This window comes from Vermiculatibacterium agrestimuris (assembly GCF_943193085.1).
In the GTDB taxonomy this organism is placed as follows: domain Bacteria; phylum Bacillota; class Clostridia; order Oscillospirales; family Oscillospiraceae; genus Vermiculatibacterium; species Vermiculatibacterium agrestimuris.
In genome coordinates this window covers 1-20,578 of sequence record NZ_CALPCU010000004.1, presented here as the reverse complement: position 1 = coordinate 20,578, position 20,578 = coordinate 1, and the positions used below count along the sequence as shown (strand labels likewise).

At 62.6% G+C, this 20,578-nt stretch carries 16 protein-coding genes and 1 tRNA gene; 6 read left to right on the top strand and 11 right to left on the bottom strand.

The features are described 5' to 3' along the window. Positions 1–44: 44 nt before the first annotated feature. The 4 genes from glgB to NFR87_RS02075 all read right to left on the bottom strand — a co-directional run bounded on the left by glgB (position 45) and on the right by NFR87_RS02075 (position 4,491). Positions 45–2,054, bottom strand: coding sequence for a 1,4-alpha-glucan branching protein GlgB (gene glgB, locus NFR87_RS02090; protein ID WP_251445646.1), 2,010 nt, complete (start codon positions 2,052–2,054; stop codon positions 45–47). 202 nt (positions 2,055–2,256) lie between these two features. Further along, complete coding sequence (locus tag NFR87_RS02085) at positions 2,257–2,601, bottom strand: hypothetical protein (protein WP_251445643.1); 345 nt, start codon at positions 2,599–2,601, stop codon at positions 2,257–2,259. A gap of 20 nt (positions 2,602–2,621) precedes the next feature. Next, positions 2,622–3,125: a GreA/GreB family elongation factor gene (locus NFR87_RS02080; RefSeq protein ID WP_251445641.1), complete on the bottom strand. Its 504-nt coding sequence runs from the start codon at positions 3,123–3,125 to the stop codon at positions 2,622–2,624. A 4-nt stretch (positions 3,126–3,129) separates the two neighbouring features. Then, positions 3,130–4,491: an alpha-amylase family glycosyl hydrolase gene (locus tag NFR87_RS02075; RefSeq protein WP_251445638.1), complete on the bottom strand. Its 1,362-nt coding sequence runs from the start codon at positions 4,489–4,491 to the stop codon at positions 3,130–3,132. 166 nt (positions 4,492–4,657) lie between these two features. On the opposite strand from NFR87_RS02075, the gene NFR87_RS02070 reads away from it, so the two are divergent. The 3 genes from NFR87_RS02070 to NFR87_RS02060 are packed head-to-tail and all read left to right on the top strand — an operon-like array spanning position 4,658 to position 5,825. Next, a complete protein-coding gene (locus NFR87_RS02070) occupies positions 4,658–5,380 on the top strand; it encodes a CHAP domain-containing protein (protein WP_251445636.1) in 723 nt (240 codons plus the stop codon). A 13-nt stretch (positions 5,381–5,393) separates the two neighbouring features. Continuing rightward, positions 5,394–5,612: a hypothetical protein gene (locus NFR87_RS02065; RefSeq protein WP_251445634.1), complete on the top strand. Its 219-nt coding sequence runs from the start codon at positions 5,394–5,396 to the stop codon at positions 5,610–5,612. A 15-nt stretch (positions 5,613–5,627) separates the two neighbouring features. After that, complete coding sequence (locus NFR87_RS02060; RefSeq protein WP_251445632.1) at positions 5,628–5,825, top strand: holin; 198 nt, start codon at positions 5,628–5,630, stop codon at positions 5,823–5,825. A 251-nt stretch (positions 5,826–6,076) separates the two neighbouring features. Here NFR87_RS02060 and NFR87_RS02055 read toward each other — a convergent pair whose 3' ends face one another. The 3 genes from NFR87_RS02055 to NFR87_RS02045 all read right to left on the bottom strand — a co-directional run bounded on the left by NFR87_RS02055 (position 6,077) and on the right by NFR87_RS02045 (position 7,820). Beyond that, positions 6,077–7,117 carry a hypothetical protein gene (locus NFR87_RS02055; RefSeq protein ID WP_251445630.1) on the bottom strand — a complete coding sequence of 347 codons (1,041 nt, stop codon included), beginning with the start codon at positions 7,115–7,117 and terminating at the stop codon, positions 6,077–6,079. Positions 7,118–7,277: 160 nt separating this feature from the next. Continuing rightward, positions 7,278–7,364 (bottom strand) — tRNA-Leu (locus NFR87_RS02050). Positions 7,365–7,454: 90 nt separating this feature from the next. After that, positions 7,455–7,820, bottom strand: a complete 366-nt coding sequence (locus NFR87_RS02045) for a metal-dependent transcriptional regulator (RefSeq protein WP_251445629.1) — start codon at positions 7,818–7,820, stop codon at positions 7,455–7,457. A 177-nt stretch (positions 7,821–7,997) separates the two neighbouring features. Here NFR87_RS02045 and NFR87_RS02040 point away from each other — a divergent pair, with 177 nt between their 5' ends. Then, positions 7,998–9,581 (top strand): N-acetylmuramoyl-L-alanine amidase family protein, encoded by a 1,584-nt coding sequence (locus tag NFR87_RS02040; RefSeq protein ID WP_251445627.1) that lies wholly within the window; start codon positions 7,998–8,000, stop codon positions 9,579–9,581. Positions 9,582–9,647: 66 nt separating this feature from the next. Here NFR87_RS02040 and NFR87_RS02035 read toward each other — a convergent pair whose 3' ends face one another. From NFR87_RS02035 to NFR87_RS02020, 4 genes are all read right to left on the bottom strand, one after another. Continuing rightward, positions 9,648–11,993 (bottom strand): bifunctional metallophosphatase/5'-nucleotidase, encoded by a 2,346-nt coding sequence (locus NFR87_RS02035; RefSeq protein ID WP_251445625.1) that lies wholly within the window; start codon positions 11,991–11,993, stop codon positions 9,648–9,650. Positions 11,994–12,144: 151 nt separating this feature from the next. After that, positions 12,145–13,029, bottom strand: coding sequence for an RluA family pseudouridine synthase (locus tag NFR87_RS02030; RefSeq protein ID WP_251445624.1), 885 nt, complete (start codon positions 13,027–13,029; stop codon positions 12,145–12,147). A gap of 129 nt (positions 13,030–13,158) precedes the next feature. Continuing rightward, positions 13,159–14,355, bottom strand: coding sequence for a dicarboxylate/amino acid:cation symporter (locus tag NFR87_RS02025; protein WP_251445621.1), 1,197 nt, complete (start codon positions 14,353–14,355; stop codon positions 13,159–13,161). Between the two features lie 173 nt (positions 14,356–14,528). Further along, positions 14,529–15,824: an L-cysteine desulfidase family protein gene (locus NFR87_RS02020; protein ID WP_251445619.1), complete on the bottom strand. Its 1,296-nt coding sequence runs from the start codon at positions 15,822–15,824 to the stop codon at positions 14,529–14,531. Positions 15,825–16,087: 263 nt separating this feature from the next. On the opposite strand from NFR87_RS02020, the gene hemW reads away from it, so the two are divergent. Further along, a complete protein-coding gene (gene hemW, locus NFR87_RS02015; RefSeq protein WP_251445616.1) occupies positions 16,088–17,293 on the top strand; it encodes a radical SAM family heme chaperone HemW in 1,206 nt (401 codons plus the stop codon). A gap of 152 nt (positions 17,294–17,445) precedes the next feature. Next, a complete protein-coding gene (locus NFR87_RS02010; RefSeq protein ID WP_251445613.1) occupies positions 17,446–20,499 on the top strand; it encodes a phosphodiester glycosidase family protein in 3,054 nt (1,017 codons plus the stop codon). Positions 20,500–20,578: the final 79 nt, after the last annotated feature.

Genomic DNA, 20,578 nt, shown 5'->3' with positions numbered 1-20,578 from the left:
GTGCCCAAAAATCACGCGCTGTCGTCCGCGTGGTTTTCACACAGTCATTTGGCCGTTTTCTTCGCGGCCTTCCTGCCGGCCTTGCCGCCCGGCTTTTTGGCCGCCGTTCCCGTCGGGGCCTTTTTCCGCGGGGCGGGGCTGCGTTTGGCGCAGCGGTAGATCACCCCGGACATGGGGGGCAGGTCGATCTCCATGGACTGCTCCTGCCCGTGGCAGGCAACGGCCTGGGAGGAGACCAGGGCCTTGTCGCCCAGGCCCCCGCCGCCGAACTCCTCGGCGTCGGAGTTGAGCAGGCACTGATATTTCCCCGCCACAGGAACGCCCACCCGGTAGCCCTTGCGGTGGATGGGGGAGAAGTTGCACGCCACCACCAGGAACTCCCCCTTGGTGCTCCAGCGCAGGAAGGCGGCGGTGTTGGCCTGGGCGTCGTCCGCCTCCAGCCATTGGAAGCCCTTCCAGTCAAAGTCCTGCTCCCAGAGCTCGGGGTGGGCCAGGTACAGCTCGTTGGCCGCCTGGACGAAGGCCCTGAGCCGGCGGTGACGCTCGCCGTCTCCGCTCTCGTCCTCCTGCTCCAGCAGGTGCCAGTCCAGAGAGTGCTCGAAGTGCCACTCGTTCCACTGGCCGAACTCGCTGCCCATCATCAGCAGCTTTTTGCCTGGATGGGTGAGCATATAGGTGTAGAAGGCCCGCACGCCGGCATAGCGCAGGGGGTCGTCTCCGGGCATCTTGTTGAGCAGGGAGCCCTTCATATGTACTACCTCGTCGTGGGAGAGGGGGAGCACGAAGTTCTCCGAGAAGGCGTACATAAAGGAGAAGGTGATGTCCTTGTGGTTGTACTGCCGGAAGTAGGGATCCAGCTTGATATAGTGCTGGATGTCATTCATCCAGCCCATGTTCCACTTCAGGTTGAAGCCCAGTCCCCCCTCGCTCACCGGGGCGGTGACCAGGGGCCAGGCGGTGGACTCCTCGGCGATCATCAGCACGTCGGGATGGGCGGAAAAGATCATGGTGTTCAGGTGCTGGAGGAAACTCACCGCCTCCAGGTTCTCGTGGCCGCCGTGGACGTTGGGGATCCACTCGCCCCCCTGACGGTTGTAGTCCAGATAGAGCATGGAGGCCACTGCGTCTACCCGCAGGCCGTCCACGTGGTACTGCTCCAGCCAGAACAGGGCGGAAGAGGTGAGGAAGGAGCGCACCTCGTTGCGGCCGTAGTCAAAGACCATGGTGCCCCATTCCTTGTGCTCTCCCTTCCGGGGATCGGCGTACTCGTAGCAGGGCTCCCCGTCAAAGTGGTACAGGCCGAAGCCGTCCCGGGGGAAGTGGGAGGGCACCCAGTCCAGAATGACGCCGATGCCCGCCTGGTGGCACTGGTCGATGAGCCACATCAGGTCGTGGGGCACGCCAAAGCGGCTGGTGGCGGCAAAGTAGCCGGTACACTGATAGCCCCAGGAGGCGTCCAGGGGATGCTCGGTGAGGGGCATGACCTCGATGTGGGTGAAGCCCATCTCCTTGACGTAGGGGATGAGATACTGGGCCATATCCCGGTAGGAGAGGAACTCGTCTTCCCCGGTGCGCCGCCAGGAGCCCAGGTGGATCTCGTAGATATTGAGGGGGTTGGTGTAGACCGGATGGGTCTTGCGGTACTCCATCCACTTGTCGTCGCCCCACGTATAGCCCGCCAGGTCGTAGAGCTTGGAGCCGTTGCCCGGCCGGGTTTCGGCGTGGAAGGCGAAGGGGTCGGACTTGGCCAGCACCCGGCCGTCGTGGGTGTGGACGGCGAACTTATAGGTGTCGTAGCGTTTCAGACCGGGGACAAAGACCTCCCAGACTCCGCCGCCGATGGGCGCCAGGGGACACTGGGCCTCCTGCCAGCCGTTGAAGTCACCCATGAGGTGGACTTCCTTGGCGTGGGGCGCCCACACCCGGAAGCGGTAACCCTCTGTGCCGCCCTGGACGGCGGGATGGGCGCCCAGAAAATCCTGGAGGTGGGTCTCGCCGCCCTGGAGGAAGCGGGCTAAGGCCGGATGGCCGGTATCTTGGGTGTTCATTGGCATAAAATGACCTCCCGTTGGGATTTGGTAAAAATAGACAGAAGAAAAATTTCCAAAATCAGGAAATCATAAAATGTACACAAAGAGGAAAAAACTACCGCCCTGATTTGTGTAAATTATACAACCATCCGAAGGAAAGGTCAAGGGCAGATTGTCCGGAATGGGAAAAAGAGAGGCCGGCGCAAGCTGCCAGCCTCTCTTTTTATCAGGTTTTTTCTGGGCCGTCCACGTGGTCGGTCTCGTCGCTGACCCGGCGCTCGAAGTCTTCGGCCATGGTGCGGTGGGGCCGCTGGGTGATGATCTCCCGCCAATCCCCCAGCCATTGGCGCAAGACCTTGAGCCCTGCCTCGGACAGGGGGAAGATCTTCTCCTCCTCGATCTGGGAAAATTCGTAGGCCCAGGGGCCCTCCCACACCTGGGCGGTGAGAATACAGTCGGCCTCCTCCTGAGCCAGGGAGGGCACTACCCGGTAACGCAGGCGGCCGTCACTGGCCGTCCAGGGATTGCCGTTGAGGAAGTGGGACAGGACAGGGAGGAACAATTCGGCCATGGATATGCCTCCTTTTCGCTTTAGTATGTATTCAGGGGGATATCCCCGTCATTTTGGCCCTTTTCAATGGCCCGGATGACCATGTCATAGCCGTAGGTCTCGTCCACCTGGATGTGGACGACATCCCCCAGCTTTTTCCCCATGAGGGCCTTGCCCACCGGAGATTCCAGACTGATCAGGCCGTGGAGGGGATCTTTGCGCATGGTGGTGACGATCTGGAACTCCTCGGTCTCGTTGTCCTCCGGGAGAAAGACGGTGACCTTGTCGTAGAGGGCCACGCCATCCCCCTTGGGGCGCTCGTCCACGATGTGGGCAGTGCGGATCATATTCTCCAGGTAGCGGATGCGGCTCTCGTTCCGGTTTTTTTCCTGCTTGGCCGCCTTATACTCAAAATTTTCGCTCAGATCGCCGAAGGCCCGGGCCACCTTGACGGCCTCCAGCAGCTTGGGCCGCAGGACGATGCGCCGCTCGTCCAGCTCCTTTTTCATCAGCGCGATGTCCTTGCGGGTCAGTTCGTTATGCATCGTATCAACTCCATGTGAATTTATCGGGAGCCCCCACCAAGATTTTGGCCGAGCAGGGGGGGAGGGTGAGCCAGGTGCGGCCACCGTCGTTGTTGTAGATGGCGTCGCCGTTCAAAACGTCCTGGAGCACCGGCTCCGAGTGGGGAAATTCCAGAGAAAACGCGTCATGGGACAGGTTGAGCAGGACATAGACCCGCTGCTCGCCGGTGGCCCGTCTAAAAACCAGCTGCTCGTTTTTGATGACCACGTTCTCATAGCCGCCATAGCGCAGGGCGGGGAAGGCGGCGCGGATGGCGGAGAGCTTGGCCAGGTGGGCGCACAGGCTTTGATCCCGCTCCAGCATCTCGGAAAGCTCCAGGCAGGGGCGCAGAGGGGCGTCGCTGCCGTTTTGCTTTTTGCCCTCCAGCGCCCACTCGCCGCCATAGTAGAGGGAGGGGGCGCCGGGCATGGTGTAGAGCAGGGAGTAGAGGTTGTTCAGGTGGGCGGGATCGCTCAGCGTAGAGGCCAAGCGGTCTACGTCGTGGTTTTCCGTGAAGTTATACAGGCACAGGCTCTGGTAGATGCCGCCGGGGCCGAACTGGCGGTTCAGGGAGTGGGCGATCTCGAAATAGTTCTTGCTGTTGTGGGCCGACCACAGACCCTTCCAGCACTCGTAGTTGGTCACCGAGTCCAGCGTGTCCGGGTTGGCCCAACGGGCGTAGTCACCGTGGATGATCTCTCCCATGAGCCAAAAGCCGGGATCCCGGCCCTTGACAAAGGCGCGCAGGGTGCGGAAAAAGTCCATGTCCACGCAGTCAGCGGCGTCCAGGCGCAGGCCGTCGATGTGGAAGGCATCCATCCACATGCCCACCGCCCCCAGCAGGTGCTCCACCACCGCCGGGTTGCGCAGGTTCAGCTTCACCAGCTCATAGTGTCCCTGCCAGCCGGTGTACCAGAAAGGGTCGCCCATGGGACTGGGGCCGCCGAAGTTCAGGTCGTGGAACCAGGAGCAGTAGGGAGAGCTCTGGCCGTGCTCCTGCACGTCCCTGAAGGCCCAGAACTCCCGCCCCACATGGTTGAACACCCCGTCCAGAATGACCCGGATGCCGTTTTGGTGGAGCTCGTCGCAGAGCCTGGCGAAGGAGTCGTTGTCCCCCAGGCGCCAATCCACCTGGTAATAGTCCCGGGTGTCGTAGCCGTGCCGGGAGGAGTGGAACAGGGGGCCCAGATAGAGGGCGTTGACCCCCAGCTCCTTCAGGTGGGGGATCCAGTCGGAGAGCTTGTCCAGCCGGGGAACGGGGGCGGGCTCGGTATTATACTCCGGGGCTCCGGCAAAGCCCAGGGGATAGATGTGATAAAAGACAGCGTCTTGGCTCCAATGGGACATGGATTCGCCTCCTTAAGGGAAATACCCTCTCATTATACGCCTAATTTCCCGGAATGTAAAAATGAATTTATCCGATTTTTGCGGAGCTTGGATGTATCGAATCGTCAAAGCGGCGGGGGCGGGGAGAGAGAAAATAGAGTCCACAAAAGAAAAAGGAGGGGAAGAAATGACGGAAAAGGAACTGCGCCATAGCGTGGCGGACATCCTCTGCCAGTGGCAGGGGGCCAAAAAGGGGGACGACAGGCACCGGCACATCATCGACGTCTACAACTCCCACAGGCCCCTGCCCCGGGGCGTGCGGATGAGCTATACCATGGACTGGTGCGCCGCCGCGGTGTCGGCGGCAGGCATTGCGGCGGGGCTGACGGACATCATGCCCCCGGAGTGCTCCTGCGGAGAGCTCATCAAGCGCTACAAGGCCCTGGGCCGGTGGGTGGAGGACGACGCCTACCGCCCCCAGGTCGGCGACCTGATGCTCTACGCCTGGGACGACGACGGCAGGGGAGACTGTGCCAAGGCGCCCAACCATGTGGGCATGGTGGTGGATACCGTGGGAGAGACCATCTGTGTGATGGAGGGAAACATGGGCTCGGACAGCCGGGTGGGGCTGCGGGAGATGCGGGTGGACGGCAGGTACATCCGGGGCTACTGCTGCCCCGACTATGCCGCCGGGGCGGCCCGGCGGGAGACGGAGGAAGAAAATATGAAGATCTACAGGTATGTGGCGGAGATGCCGGCCTGGGCCCAGGCGGCGGCGACCAGGGCCATCAATAACGGGGTGATCAAAATGGATGAGACCGGAGCGGCGGGGGTCTGGGAGCAGAACCTCCAGCCCCTGGTATGGATGGACAGGCTGGGGCTTTTTGGCGGCCCCGGCGGAAGAGCGTGAGGGGGCCGGGGCGATGGAAGCTGTCATTGCGGCGGTCATCACAGGCTCGATGACCCTGGCGGGGGTGCTCATTGCCAACAGCAGAGCCCAGGCCGTCACCGATACCAAGCTGGAGGAGCTGACGAGGGAGGTGCGAGCGCACAACAACTTTGCCCAGCGGGTGCCGGTTCTGGAGGAGCAGATCAAGGCGGTGAACCGCCGTCTTGCCAATTTGGAGGACGACCATAAATAGATGGAGGGGAACAGGATGGATCAATATTGGAAAGCGTGGTTCCGGGCGGCGGGCGTCCGGGCGGTGAAAACGGTGGCCCAAACCGCCGCCGCGACCATCGGCACAGCGGCGGTCATGGGGGAGGTCAACTGGCCGGCGGTGGTCAGCGCCTCGGCGGTGGCGGGGATCCTGTCCCTGTTGACCAGCATGGCGGGACTTCCGGAGGTAGAGTGAAAAAAAGAGGCCGGGGAGCTGGACTCCCCGGCCTCTTTTTTTGCCCGGACGCCGCAATGAAAGGCCGGCGGCGCGCTTCCGGACAAAATAAATGGGCAGCGTGTAAGCCACGCTGCCCATGTGATCCCGTTTATACAGAGGAGAGGATCAGATCCAATCCTCCTCGTACATATTTCTATGGAGCTTGACCATCTCAAACACTCCTTTCTGGTTAAATTCTAAATCATATTATGCCCATTGTCAAGAAAATTCTACTGCACCCCGGCGGGAACCAAACTTTTTTCGAGAATGGTGACCGCTACGCCGTCCTGGGTAAAGATCCAGTCGTTGAGCTCGATGGAGGCGGAGGGGGCGTCGTCGTGATGATTAAAGGAGGAATTTCCGTCGTCAATAAAGCCGAAGGCGCTCAGGGCGACCCGGTATTGATCCTTGTTTTCCCCATCCATATCGAAATGGAATTTGAATTTCCGGCAGGGGGCGCTGACCCGGCAGATGTAGGATTTGTCGTTTTTGGGCACGACGGTGGTGTATTCCACCTCCACCACAGCCGGCTTTGTGGGAGTCAGGGAGAGGGTGCGGGCGTACAAATGCTTCATGGTCGCGGTATATCCGCTTTTTTTGGGCAGCGGATCGGTGAGCTTGGTTTTTTCCGAGCGGATGTCGTCCTCCAGACTGCAGTCCCGGCCGTTTACCTTCAGAAGAGAGACCTGCAGAAAGTCCTGATTTTCGATCTCGGGAAAAGAGGTGATGCACAGGGGAAAATCGGAAAGGGTCATGGGCTTGTAGGACAGGATGCTGGTTTTCTTCAAAATGGTCTTTCGAATGAAATCTCCCTCAACGGAGCACCGTACACTATATTCGCAGGAGGTGAAGTAGTAGTCCGCTTTCAGGGACTGGTTGTTTATTTTCCTGCGGATACTGGCGTACATATCCCCCTTTGCGGGGTCAGAATCAAAATACACGGCGGACTCCAGGGTCTGCAGCACATCTCCCTTCTGCTCGTCGGTCAGGGAGTCGAAAAGCTGGGGCGTGCGCAGCACATCGCCGGTCAGCAGCTGCTGGCACAGCGTGTTTTTTCCCCGCACCTCAATCAGCGGCACGGAGATGATGGAGGTGGACAGCACGGAGATCAAAACGATCAAAATATTTGCGATGATCTCCAGCGCCACTCCTCCGCCGCCGTTCCCCTGGGCATACAGGCAGCAGAGGTATAGGATCAGGGCGAGAATGTCGCCTCCGATCAAGCAGCCCATCCCGATCAGGGAGGTTTTATACTTCTCCAAGCCCTTCATACACGATCGCCTCACACCTTCTGTTGGATATTATTATACACCGACGGCAAAAAATGTAAAGAAGTTTTGAAACCGGTCGATTTTCGCCGCCGGGCAGTTGCTGTCCGGTGCAGACAGAATAAAAACCCCGGAACCTTTACGGTTCCGGGGTTTCCTGTTTTGGTGCACGAGGTGGGACTCGAACCCACACGTCCTTGCGAACACCGGCACCTGAAGCCGGCGAGTCTACCAATTCCACCACTCGTGCGTTCTATTGCGCCGTTCAGCGCAAGAGATATGTTACCATAGCCGCCCTATTTTTGTCAAGCCCTTTTTCGGCACTTTTTTGGGAAGAGGCTCACAAGGCGGAAAAGTGCTCCTTCAGCCTCTGGAAGGTCTCGGCGCTGACGTCGTGCTCCACCCGGCAGGCGTCCACGGCGGCCTGGGCTTCGCTGACGCCAAGCTCGGTAAACCAGAGGGTGAGCAGACGGTGCCGCTCGTAGATGCGCTCGGCGATCTCCCGGCCCTTGTCGGTCAGCTCAATGGCGCCGTCGGCGTCCACGGTGATCTCCCCGTCCTCCCGGAGCAGCTTCATGGCCCGGCTGACGCTGGGCTTGGAAAAACCCAAGCGGTGGGCTACGTCGATGGCGTGGACAAGCCCGGTCTCCTGCTTGAGCGCCAGAATGGCCTCCAGATAGTCCTCGCCCGATTCCTGGATCTTCATGTACACGCCTCCCTTTCCTGTTTTTTCATCATACCACAGAAGCAGGAAAAAAACAAGGGCGGTGATTCCAAAGCTGGTAAAAATTATGTAAACTAAATTCCGGCTGTTTTATTGACGGCGAGGCGGGGATGGGGTAGAATGGGAGGGAAAACTGCCGCAACCGCAAGGAGTTTATCCATGAAAAGATATCTCGCTTTTTTCTGCGCCCTTGTCCTGCTGATGGCAGGGGCCGGGCCCGTCCGGGCCGCCAAAGAGGCCAACTACATATCCGTTCAGTTCCACGACGAGGCCCTGGGCCGCTATGAGGAGCCCGCCCAGGCACGCCGGGTGGCGGTCAGCCTTAACGGCGAGGCGCTGGAGCTGGATGTGCCGGGGGTCATCCGCACGGTGAACGGCTGGGACGGCCGCACGCTGGTGCCCGTGCGGCCTGTTGCCGAGGCGCTGGGGGCCACGGTGCTGTGGATGAAGGAGACCCGCCAGGTGGTCATCTTCAACGATGCGGACACCATCGTACTCACCCTGGGCTCCGCCACAGCGGTGGTCAACGGCCAGAGCGTGGCTCTGCCCGGCGCTGTGCCGGCCTGCGTGGCCAAGTATGACGGGGTGGAGCGGACGCTGGTGCCCCTGCGGTTTGTCTCCGAGCAGCTCCACGCCCAGGTGGACTGGAGCAATGCCGACTTTGCTGCCTCCATCACCGCGCCCTGGCTCATACCGGAGCCGGAGGGGCCCAAGGCCGCCGACGGACTGCTCCTGCGCGTGGAGAGCGACGACAACGCCCAGAGCATCACCCTGCGGCTGAACCGGGAACCCCGGTACACCATCGTTGATTTGGGCGACCGGGTGGCCATCGACTTGCAGGGCTTTGTCATCGGCACGGGGAAGGACGGCAGTATGGCGCCGGAGAATCCCACGGTGGAGCGGGTGCGCTATGCCCAGCACGGCACAGACCTTTATCCCGACTGGGCCGGCACTACCCGGGTGGTGCTGGATCTGGCCAAGGGCTGTTCCATGGAGGAAAACCTGCTCATCATGACGGACAGGCAGCGGCAGTCCATTATCATCCAGACCTTCCCCTCGGAGACGGGCCGGCCCCCGGTGTCGGTGGAGGAGCCGGAGGACGCCATGGCCTTTACCGTGGTTCTGGACGCGGGCCATGGGGGCAGCGCCTCCGGGGCCGTCTATGAGGAGGTCATGGAAAAGGACCTCACCCTGCCCATCACCCTGCGGGTGGGGCAGCTGCTGCGGGAGAAGGGCTACAATGTGGTCTTTACCCGGACTGGGGACGAGTACATGGATCTCTATGACCGCTGTGACATCGCCAACGCGGTGCGGGGGGACATCTTCGTCTCCATCCACGCCAACGCCAGTGTCACCAACCGGGCCTTCCAGGGCACCTTTACCTACTCCTATCCCGGCAGCAAGGAGGGGGAGCGGCTGGCGGGAATGATCCAGTCGGCGGTGTGCGCCGCAGCGGGCTCCATCGACCGGGGCCTGCTCACCAACGATTACGTGGTGCTGCGGGAGACCTACATGCCCGCCGCCCTGCTGGAGACCGGATTCATGTCCTGCCATGAGGAGCTGGTGAAGCTGGTGGATCCGGCCTATCAGGAGAAGCTGGCCCAGGGGACGGCCAAGGGGATCCAAGCCTATCTGTCCACGCTGCCGGCCAAGACGGCGGAGAGCATTGAGGCCAAGGAGGCCGACTACCGGGCCAGAGATGAGGCGAAAGCGGCCAAGGCCCTTATGAGCCCTGAAGAGTGAAAAGGAAAAAGAGGCCGCCCTTCCCGGTGGGAAGGGCGGCCTTTTTTTATAGGCAAGGGGTACGGCTTACGCGTCCAGCAGCTGAGCCAGGATGACGGCCACCTGGCCCCGGGTGATGTTGGCGTTGGGCTCCAGCCCAGCGCTCTCCACCAGGGCGGCGGCGTCGATCTCCGCACCCAGGTACTGGGCCAGGGCGGCCAGCTCGTTGGTCAGGCCCTCGGCGCCATAGACGGCGAAGCCCAGATAGGCGCCGTAGCCGGTGATGTTGCCCGCCTCGTCATACTCGGGCTCGCACATGTCGGGCCAGATGTTCTCAATGAGCCAAGCCACGCTGGGGGCGGCCCAGTCGGCCACCTCGCCGTGGACGAGGGTGGTGTCCACGTTTGTCAGGTCGGCCCCGCAGGCCCGGGCCAGGATGACGGACATCTGATCCATGGTCAGGGTGTCGCCGGCGTTGAACTTGCCCTCGTCGTTGCCCTGGAAGATACCCTTCACGGTGAGGGGGGTGACGGCGTCGACCACGTCGGCGGGAATGACGTCCTGGTCGGCGTACTCCCGGATGACGGCGACGGTGCAGTCATTGCTCACCTCGGCGGGGGTGGCGTAGGGGTCGGTGTAGGGGGAGGTGACGGTGACCTTCACCTCGTTGCGGCCCACGGAGAGGGCCTGCTCGCTGTCAGCGAAGGTCACGGTGGCCTTGGCGTTGTAGGTGGGGACGGTAACGGCGCCCACGGTGGCGGTGTCATAGGTCACGGCGAAGGCGTCGTCCTTCACCGCGGCGCTCTGGTGGAGCAGGGCGCCCAGCACGGCGTTGCGGTTGATGACGTTGATGTTCTTGGCGTTCTGACCGGCGGAGAAGTCCATGCTGTCGCCGGGGCCGGGGTAGAGGAAGGTGTTGCAGGCGATGTGATAGACCGCCTCGTCCTCCAGCTCCTGGCCGTTGAGCTTGACGCTCTCCACCTCGCCGTTGGCCTCAAACTCGCCGGCGGCGTAGGTCACGTCCAGGCCGTACTGCATGAGGCTGGTGTACTTGCCATACTGGCTCTCGCCGGCGAGAAGGGTCTTGATGTCCTTGCCGGTCATGTCCATGGTGACGATGTAGTTATCAAAGGGGGCCACGGTGTAGAGAAGCCGCAGGGCCAGCTCGTCGCCGGGCTCCACCACGGTCTCGCCGATGTTGCGGATGCCGCCGGTGTTCTGGAAGTAGGCCACGATGGGCTCACCGTAGACCTCGTTGACATAGTACCAATTCTGGCGGAGATACCACTTCTGATAGTTGAAGCGATCCTCCCCCTCGGCATAGCTGAAGTGGGCGTCGGCAGTGCCCCGGGGGGCGTCCATGAGTATGGTGAGGATGTCGTTATACTCGTCATAGACGGCCTTGAAGGCGGCGTCCTCGGGCTGGCTCTCCCGGGTGGTCTCGTCGGTGCCGAAGAGGGAGACCGTCTCCTCTCCGTCCTTCATGGTGATCTGGGTCAGAGGATGGAGAGAGGGGGTGACGGTGACCTTGTCGCCCTCCACCTTGATATTGAGCTGGTCGATGAACCTGCCGTAGTTCTGGGCCTTGACCACGGCCGTGCCGTCAATGACGGCCAGGCAGGGGGCGGTGGTCTGGCTGCCCATAACGCCGTCCAGGCCCTTCACGCCGGCCTCCTTACAGGCGGCGTTGACAGCCTCAATAAAGGGGCCGATGCCGCCATTGACGGTGGCGTCCAGGTCATAGGGGGCGTCCTGGACACTGGCCACGTGGGCCAGCGCGATGACCACGTCGCACTTCTCCTCGCTGCGGAGCAGCTTGGCCATCTCAATGCCCGCTTCGGTGGCGGGGCGGAACTCGATGCCCTCGGTGTTCAGAGCGGAGATGGCGGACATATTGTCCTCGCCGATGACGCCGAAGAAGCCGATCTTGACCCCGTCTACGGTCTGGGTGGCATAGGGGGTAAAGACCCGCTGACCGGCCTTGTCCCCCTGGGTGTAGTAGACGTTGGCGTTGAGGAAGGTAAAGCCGCCTTCGGTCTGCCAGGTGTTGAAGACCTCGTCCCGGGTGTCGATGTTGGACCAGTCGAAATCGTGGTTGCCCACGCTGGCGTACTGGACGCCCATGGCCTTGAGCATCTCATTGACCGGCTTGCCGTGGTTGGTCTCGGAGATGGCGGAGCCGGTGTAGATGGTGCCGCCGGTGACCACGATGGGGTTGGCGGCCTCAGCGGTCAGAGCCTTCATGGCTCCAACGACACGGGCGCCGCCGGGGTTGCCGGTGGGCTTGCCGCTGTCGTCCAGAGCGCCGCCGAAGTCGCCGATGCCGAAAATGTTGATCTCTTTGACCTCGGCCGCCTGGGCGGTGAGGCTGGCGGGAACCAGGGCGAAGACCATGGTCAGGGCCAGCAGGGTGGATAAAACGCGTTTTCTCACATTACATTTCCCCTTTGTAAAAATTTTTGGCAGTCGCAGCTAAGTTAAATTTACCTTCTTTTATGGAATTTGTCAATATGGCGCAAGGGCGGGGAAATGGGTTTTCCCTACGGCGGGAAGCGGTAGCGGAAAAAGTAAAATTTGACCCGGCTCACAAAGTCATGAGCCGGGCCATGTCGGTGGGGAGGGGAGAGGCGAAGGACAGCTTTTCTCCGGTGAATGGTTGACATAATTCAAGCTGAGCGGAGTGGAGGGCGGGGCGGGGGATCAGGTCGGCGTCCTCGGTGCCGTAAAGGAAATCTCCGGCCAGGGGATGGCCCACATAGGCCATGTGGACCCGGATCTGGTGGGTGCGGCCGGTCTCCAGCACCAGCCGCACCAGGGAGAACCGCGCGCCCCGATCTGCCACCGCGTAGTGAGTCCGGGCGCGCTTCCCGTCGGGGCGTACCTGCTGGCGGATGTAGGAGTCGTCAGTCCGGCCCAGGGGAGCGTCGATGACCCCTGAGAGGGGGGAGGGGCAGCCCTCGCACACCGCCAGATACTCCCGCAGAAAGCTTCCGGAGTGGAGCTGGGCGGTGAGGGCGTGCTGGGCGGCAGGGTGCTTGGCCACCACCATGAGCCCCGAGGTACCCTTGTCCAGCCGGTGGACTGGGTGGAAATCGGCGGCCAGGCCGATGGTTTGATAATAGTGTACCAGCCGGGCGCCCAGAGAATCCTCCCAGCTGCCGGCGCAAGGGTGCACCGCCAGACCGGCCGGTTTGTCCACCACCAGCAGGTCATCGTCCTCATAGAGGATCTCCACAGGCCCGTCGTTGGGGGTGATGCCGGAGGGGGCTTTGTCGTCCGCCAGGATGGCCACCACCTGGCCGGGATGGACGAGATAGCTGGTGTAGATGTCCTCCCCATCCACCAAAAGCCCGTGCTCCCGGCGCTTGGCGCGGCGGACGGCGGAGGTGGACAGCCCGTGCCGCCGCAGAATGGCGTCCACCCGTTTGCCTTCCTCTTCCGGTGTGACGGGAAATTCCAGATACCGCATGGGGGACGCCTGCCTTTCTTTTGGGGGTTTCCTCATATTTACCACAGTTGGGCGGGGAAGTCAATAAAACAGCCGCCCGGCGAAGAATCGCCGGGCGGCTTTGCGGTGGTTGTGTATAAACTGAGAAAATCAGAGCTCCACAGAAATGGCCTGCTCCTTCACAGCGTGTTTCTCGGCATAGCCGGTGAGGATCAGGGTCAGGGCGCCGTCGCCAGTGACGTTGCAGGCGGTGCCGAAGCTGTCCTGCAGGGCGAAGATGGCCAGCATCAGGGCGGTGCCGTCGCCGTCGAAGCCCAGCACGCCGGTGATGAGGCCCAGGGAGGCCATCACCGTGCCGCCGGGGACGCCGGGGGCGCCGATGGCGAAGATGCCCAGCAGCAGAATGAACAGGATCATGCTGCCCGGATTGGGAAGCTGGCCGTAGAGCACCTTGGAGACGATCATCACGAAGAAGGTCTCCGTGAGGGCGGAGCCGCACAGGTGGATGTTGGCAAACAGGGGGATGCCGAACTCCACCATGTCGGAGCGCAGAACCGAGCTCTTCCGGGCGCAGTCCAGGGCCACAGCCAGGGTGGCGGCGGAGGACATGGTGCCCACAGCCGTCAGGTAGGCGGGCCCGTAATGCTTGACGACCTCAATGGCGTTCCGGCCGGAGTAGGCGCCGGCGAAGCCGTAGAGGACAGCCATCCAGATGTAGTGGCCCGCCATGACGATGACGATGGCCAGCAGGAAGGCGGGGAACTGCTTGGTGATGGTGCCGTCGTAGCTCAGGCCGCAGAAGGTCAGGGCGATGAAGAAGGGCAGGATGGGAATAACGATCTTCTTCACCACGCTCAGCACGATGTTCTGGAACTCCTGGAGCACCGCGGTGATGGTCTTGGCCTTCGTCCATACGGCGGCCAGGCCGATGAGGACGGAGAAGACCAGGGCGCTCATCACGGGCATGATCTGGGGAATGTCCAGCTGGAAGGCCACGCCGGGCAGCTCCTTCAGCCCCTCCATGGTGGAGGCGATGGGCAGATGGGGCACCAGGATGTAGCCGGCCACCATGCTCATAAGCGTGGCCAGGACTGTGCTGACGTAGGCCACAATAATGGCCACCACCAGCATCCGGGTGGCGTTGGAGCCCATCTTGGTGATGGAGGGGGCGATGAAGCCGATGACGATCAGGGGCACACAGAACATAATGAGCTGGTTGAGCACGTACTTCAGGGTGACCACAATGGTCATGACGCGCTCAGGCAGAAACAGACCCAGAAGGATGCCGACTACGATGCCGATGAGGAGCTTTAGAGGCAGACTCATGCCTTTCTTCTCAGTAGCCATAAAAAATTTTCCTCCCGTCGAATGTTGGATCCAGTTGGATCCAGATGTTAAATGACCCGCGGCGCTCCTGCCGCGGGGGAAAGGATCTCTTCCCCAGCATACGTGGGGCAAAGCTGTCCCATGCGTATGGGCGCTGAAATCCGACTTTCAGCGTCCGTGCAGGGGAAAGAGTCTCACTGGGGATCGGGCTGGCCGGTCATGATGCGCAGGATCTCCTGGTCGGTCTCCCGCATGCCCACACGGCCCAAACGGCCCACGTTGTCAATGGTGTTCTCCACACCCTTGGTGACGATGCCGTCGCCGCCGTAGAACTGCTGACCGTCCAGGATCATCTGCCAGCCCATGATGCCGGCGTCCACCGAGGCGGCGATCTTGGCCGCGCAGGAGGCCTTGGCCCCGTCGCAGACCATGCCGGAGATGGTGGCCAGGGCATTGACCAGGGTGTGAGAGATCTCCCGCAGGCCGCCGCCGTTGAGCCAGGCGATGGCCGCGCCGGCGGCGCACCCGGCGCAGACTGCGCCGCAGTAGGCGCTCAGCCGGCCGATGCCCGTCTTCATGTGCACAGCCAGCAGGTCGCTGAGGGTGACGGCCCGGAGCATCTTCTCCTGGGAGACCTTCAGCTCCTTGGCGTACTCGATGACAGGAACTGAGGCGGTAATGCCCTGGTTGCCGCTGCCGGAGACGATGATAACCGGCATCTCACAGCCGTTCATCCGGGCGTCAGAGCCCGCGGCGGCCATGTACCGGGCGCGGAACTTCACGTCCTCGCCATAGTTCTTCTTCAGCACTTTGCCCACATTGGCGCCGTAGTCGTGGGTCATGCCCTCCTGGGCAATGGCGTAGTTGTACTCGATCTGACGCTCCACCATCTCACGGACGTCTTCCACATCCATGGTCTCGATGAAGTCCACGATGGCCTCCACCGACAGACAGCCGTGGTCGGTAAGGCCCTGGGCGTCTCCGGCGACGGTGGTCTCTCCGGCGGACTGGAGCACCACACCGTTCTTCTCAATGAGGACGATGTTGGTGTGGTAGTCGCTGATACGCAGCTTGACGCTGTCGCTGCCGGCGGTCATGGTGAGGATGATGTCGAATACCACATCGCCCTCGGCGGGACGCACCTTGATCTCATGGGTGTCCATGTAGGCGCGGATGGCCTTTTTCTGCTCGTCGGAGACCTCGGCAATGACCTCAAGGACTTTTTCAGAGCGTCCGGCGACAATGCCCGCGGCCGCGGCGGCCTCAATGCCCTTGAGTCCACCGGTGTTGGGCACCACCACGCTTTTGACGTTCTTGATGATATTGCCGCTGGCTTCCACCAGCACCTTTTCCGGCTCTTTGCCCAGCACCTCCCGGGCCTTGGCGGCGCCATAGGCCAGCGAGATAGGCTCGGTACAGCCCATGGCGGGGATCAGCTCCTCATGGAGGATCTGGACAAAGTTGTGGTATCTGGGATCGGTTCTTTCCATACTTTTCCCTCCTTTCTCATTGATCTGGCGGTTTTGCGCCACACAACAAAACGCACCGCCGACCGAAACATATTCGGCATAAAACATTGTAACACGCAGAGAAAGTGCTGTCAAGATTACAATAAATGTCCAAAATTATGCGAAAAAATTATACATATTGCACATGCGAAGGGAGCGGGATAGAAAAGGAACTTTGCAAATGGAGAGAAATAGAGTATAATGTGAGCAGGAAAAGTTCACTGTGATGGGCGAGGTGCTGTTCCATGGGTGAAAAACTGGGCGTCTATATCCACATCCCCTTTTGTAAGGCCAAGTGCGATTACTGCGATTTCTACTCCCTCCCCGACCGGGAGGGGGCTATGGACGGCTATCTGAAGGCCCTTACCGCCCATATCAGGGAGGCGGCGCCCCTGGCCAAGGGCTGGCAGGTGGATACGGTCTATATCGGCGGGGGCACCCCCACCGTCTTTGGAGGCAAGCGGCTGACGGCGCTGATCAAGGAAGTGAAGCGCCGCTTTGAGGTGACCCGGGATGCGGAGATCACCTGTGAGGCCAACCCCGAAAGCGCCGACCGAAAGCTCCTGTCCGCCATCCGCCGGGCGGGAGTGAACCGGCTGAGCCTGGGGATGCAGTCGGCCTGCGATGGAGAGCTCCACGCCGTCCACCGGCTCCACGACTTTGCCCAGGTGACCCAGGCGGTCTCCGACGCCCGCCGGGCCCGGTTCAAAAACCTCTCCCTGGACTTGATCTACGGCCTGCCCGGCCAGACCATGGCCAGCTGGCAAAAAAGCGTAGAGGCCGCTCTGGCGCTGGAGCCGGAGCATCTGTCCTGCTACGGGCTGAAGGTGGAGCCGGGCACAGCCCTGGACGGACGGGTCACCCGGGGGGAGATCCTCCCTGACGACGACCTTCAGGCCGACATGTACCTGTGGATGGTGGAGCGGCTGGAGGCGGCGGGCTATCCCCAGTATGAGATCTCCAATTTCGCCAAGCCAGGCTTCCAGTCCCGGCACAACCTGAAATATTGGATGGGCAAGCCCTATCTGGGCTTTGGAAGCGCTGCCCACTCCGACTTTGGCGGCCGCCGCTACTCCTTCGTGCGGGATCTGGACAAGTATGTGGGCGGCATCCTGGGCGGCGGGAGCGTCATTGACGAGTCGGAACTCATCCCCCGGCGGGAGCGGGGGGGCGAGTACCTGATGCTGCGCCTGCGCACCGTCCGGGGCATCGAGGAGTGGGAGTACCGCCGGGAGTTCTCCATGAACTTCGACCCCCTGGAGCAGAAGCTGGAGGAGTACGAGCGCCAGGGCTGGGCGGCCAAGCGGGATCGCCGCTGGCACCTGACGGCCAGGGGCTTTCTGATCTCCAACCAGCTCATCGGCGACCTGATGGTCATTCAGGAGGCGGCCACCCTGGAGAACACCCTGCCCAAGCTCCGGGCGGAGGGGACGTTTTTGAAGGAGAAATAAGACGGGGACGGGGCCGGGAAGAGAGCCCCGCGGGGGAAGTGAAAAATTTCCCATTTGGCCCCCGGCCGTTTACACATTCGGGGAAATATGCTATGATAGAAAGCGTGCCGGGGCAAGCCTGGTGCGCTTTCTTTCTGCTGATAGGAGGAACCATGAGACACTGGAAGAAAAGACTTTTCGCGGCGGGTGTGTGCCTGTCGCTTTTGACGGGACAGGCCGCCCTGGCCTCAGACGCCCTGGGACATGACCTCCACACCGCCAGCCGGCCCCTGTCGGAGGGCGCGGCCCTGCATACCGGCTGGTTCTGGAGCGATACATATTCCGACCTGCGCACGGAGCGGTATGTGACCTACCTTCCCAATGAGGCGGTCACGCCCACAGTGGCATACGGAGACAATGTGCTCCAGCGCGCCACCCTCACTGCCATGGCCCAGAAGCTGGAGGCCGCCGGCAAGCGGGTGGTGGAAGGCTCCAACGGCGACTTCTATGTCCTCACCACCGGTCAGCCCCTGGGGCTGGTGGTCACCGGGGGAATCCTGCGCTCCTCCTCATCCTACCATTCCGCCGTGGGCTTTCGCGCCGACGGCACCGCCTTTGTAGGCACGCCAAACCTTCAGATCACCGCCACCCTCTTCGGGATGCCGGTCACTGTTTTCGGCGGGGTGAACAAAGTGCGTCAGATCCGCTCTGTGGACGGGGGCGGCCTGACCCTGCTCACAGAGGACTTTGGGGAGAGCACCCAGAACACCTCTCCCGGCGTAGACGTGATCCTCCACCCGGTGGAGGAGGGGGTGGGAGAGACGGTTCCCGCTGAGGAAAACCCCTCCGGCCAGGTGCTGACGGTCTCCAAGGAGCTGCGCATCGGCGGACGGGTCAATTGTGTGGTGGACTACGTCACTGAGGCCGCCGGGGCCAATCCCATTCCGGAGGGCTCCTTCGTCCTCACCATGAACGGCCAGGACGACGAGGGCACCCTCAACATGCTCCGGGCCCTCCAGACGGGGGACGAGGTGACCATCGACGTCACCAGTGCGGACGCCCGCTGGAATGAGGCGACAGAGGCCCTGGGGGCCATGTACCGCCTGCTGGACAACGGCCAGCTGGGCCCCAACCTCTCCGCCGAGCGCACCGCCCGCACCGCAGTGGGTGTGAAGGCGGACGGCACGGTCATTTTCTATACCATCGACGGCAAGCAGCCCGGCCTGAGCGTGGGAGCCACCTGCACCCAGGTGGCCATGCGCCTTCTGGAGCTGGGCTGTGTGGAGGCGGTGGGCCTGGACGGGGGCGGCTCCACCACCCTGGGGGTCACCGCCCCCACCCAGAGCGCCATGACGGTGGTCAACAGCCCCTCTGACGGCGCGGAGCGGAAAAATTCCACCGCCCTGTTCCTCACCACCGAGCTCAAGCCCACCGGGGAGCCGGGGGCCCTCTGGCTCACCCCTGGCGATGCCCTGCTCCTGTCCGGCATGGACGCCGCCTTTTCCGCCGCCTATCTGGACACCGCCTGGTACGCCATGGAGGGAACGCCCCGGGAGGCGGTCTATACCGCCGACGGCCCCGGCGTGCTCACCGCCGACGGTCATTTCGCCGCCGGAGCGGCGGGCTCCACCACGATCACCGCCACGTCCGGGGCCCTCACCGGTCAGGCCAATGTGACCACCGTGGCCACCCCCGACCGCATCCAGGTCATCAATGAGGCCACCGGCGGCGTTTTGGGCGCCATCTCCCTGGAGCCGGGGGAGACCATCTCCCTCACCGCCTCCGCCCTCTGGCGGGGCCTGACCCCGCTGAGCCGGGACGAGTGCTATACCTGGGAATGTGACCCGGAGGTGGGAAGCGTCACCGCCGACGGCCTCTTCACCGCCGCCGGGAAGAGCGCCTCCGGCGAGCTGCGGGTCACCGCCGGCGAGCGGACGGCCGTCCTGCCGGTGAATGTGGCGGGCCACATCCTGCCGCTTATCGACTTTGAGGGGGAGGAGAGCCGCTTTACCTCCACCGATACCGTCACCGCCGCGCTGGAGACCGATCTGGCCCAGGTGCGCACGGGCCGCCGCAGTCTGCGGCTGGACTACGTCCTGGACGCCACGGGCTCTGCCGGGGTGGACACCGAGCTGACCCTCTCCGCCGGGGAGAACCACCTGGGCCTGTGGGTGAAGGGCGACGGCTCCGGCAGTGCGCTCTTTGCCGCCTTCACCGATGACAGTGGAGAGGAGCTCCTGGCCCCGGTGTGCACGCTGGACTTCACAGACTGGGAGCACATGCTGACGCCCATCCCGGAGGGGGCGCGGAAGCTCAGCGGCCTGCGCCTCATCTATGGCGGCGGCGAGAAGGCCGCGGGCACGGTGTGGCTGGATCAGCTCACCACCGCCAACGAGGCTCTGGAGGACTTTACCGCCCCCACCGTCAGCCTTACCGTTCAGGGCGGCAAGCTCACCGCCTCGGTCAGCGACAACGTAGACCGCGGCCTCTCCAAGGCCAACATCAAGCTCACCTATGACGGCTGGGGGATGGACTTCCAGTGGAACGCCGCCTCCGGTACCCTCACGGCCACCCTGCCGGAGGCCGGGGAGGCCACCCACCGGATCACCGTCACCGCCGTGGATGCCAGCGGCAATGTGGGCCAGGGCACCCGGGAGCTGCTGGGAGACAGCCCCGACCCCTTCGGGGACATGAGCGACCACTGGGCCCTGCCCTACGCCAAGTACCTCTACCAGCAGGGCATCACCACCGGCGTGCCTGTGGGGGAGGAGACCTGGTATAACCCCGGCGAGAACATCACCCGGGCGGAGTTTTTCACTATGGCGGCCCGGTGGATGCGCCTTGACCTGGGCGAGTATGAGGATGTGGAGCTTCCCTTTGTGGACGCCGCCCAGATCCCAGAGTGGGCTGTCCCGGCGGTGAAGGCCATGTACGCCGAGGACATCGTGAAGGGCAGTCTGGAGCAGACGGGACTCTACGCCTACCCCAACGCCACCATCAACCGCGCCGAGGCTATGACCATCCTGGGCCGCACCCAGGGCAAGGGCCGGGCCGAGGCGGAGGTGGACGGATTCACCGACGCCGCGCTGATCCCCGATTGGGCCCTGAGCTACGTGAAGACCCTGGTGGGTCAGAAGGTGGTGGGGGGCTATGAGGACGGCACCCTGCGGCCCCTGGCCTTTATGACCCGGGGCGAGGTGGCCAAGGTGCTGCGTACCCTGTGGTAACTTGAAAAGAGCCGCGGCAGCGCGGAAAGGGGAAGAAAAAACGCCCCCCGGGGACCTGGTTCCCGGCGGGCGGTTGCGG

Excerpts from the sequence above, each read along its gene's own strand:
- glgB (WP_251445646.1), bottom strand. The coding sequence starts at position 2,054 with ATGCCAATGAACACCCAAGATACCGGCCATCCGGCCTTAGCCCGCTTC.
- NFR87_RS02085 (WP_251445643.1), bottom strand. The coding sequence starts at position 2,601 with ATGGCCGAATTGTTCCTCCCTGTCCTGTCCCACTTCCTCAACGGCAAT.
- NFR87_RS02030 (WP_251445624.1), bottom strand. The coding sequence starts at position 13,029 with ATGCGGTATCTGGAATTTCCCGTCACACCGGAAGAGGAAGGCAAACGG.
- NFR87_RS02075 (WP_251445638.1), bottom strand. The coding sequence starts at position 4,491 with ATGTCCCATTGGAGCCAAGACGCTGTCTTTTATCACATCTATCCCCTG.
- NFR87_RS02045 (WP_251445629.1), bottom strand. The coding sequence starts at position 7,820 with ATGAAGATCCAGGAATCGGGCGAGGACTATCTGGAGGCCATTCTGGCG.
- hemW (WP_251445616.1), top strand. The coding sequence starts at position 16,088 with ATGGGTGAAAAACTGGGCGTCTATATCCACATCCCCTTTTGTAAGGCC.
- NFR87_RS02065 (WP_251445634.1), top strand. The coding sequence starts at position 5,394 with ATGGAAGCTGTCATTGCGGCGGTCATCACAGGCTCGATGACCCTGGCG.
- NFR87_RS02070 (WP_251445636.1), top strand. The coding sequence starts at position 4,658 with ATGACGGAAAAGGAACTGCGCCATAGCGTGGCGGACATCCTCTGCCAG.
- NFR87_RS02025 (WP_251445621.1), bottom strand. The coding sequence starts at position 14,355 with ATGGCTACTGAGAAGAAAGGCATGAGTCTGCCTCTAAAGCTCCTCATC.
- NFR87_RS02080 (WP_251445641.1), bottom strand. The coding sequence starts at position 3,125 with ATGCATAACGAACTGACCCGCAAGGACATCGCGCTGATGAAAAAGGAG.
- NFR87_RS02055 (WP_251445630.1), bottom strand. The coding sequence starts at position 7,117 with ATGAAGGGCTTGGAGAAGTATAAAACCTCCCTGATCGGGATGGGCTGC.
- NFR87_RS02010 (WP_251445613.1), top strand. The coding sequence starts at position 17,446 with ATGAGACACTGGAAGAAAAGACTTTTCGCGGCGGGTGTGTGCCTGTCG.
- NFR87_RS02060 (WP_251445632.1), top strand. The coding sequence starts at position 5,628 with ATGGATCAATATTGGAAAGCGTGGTTCCGGGCGGCGGGCGTCCGGGCG.
- NFR87_RS02020 (WP_251445619.1), bottom strand. The coding sequence starts at position 15,824 with ATGGAAAGAACCGATCCCAGATACCACAACTTTGTCCAGATCCTCCAT.
- NFR87_RS02040 (WP_251445627.1), top strand. The coding sequence starts at position 7,998 with ATGAAAAGATATCTCGCTTTTTTCTGCGCCCTTGTCCTGCTGATGGCA.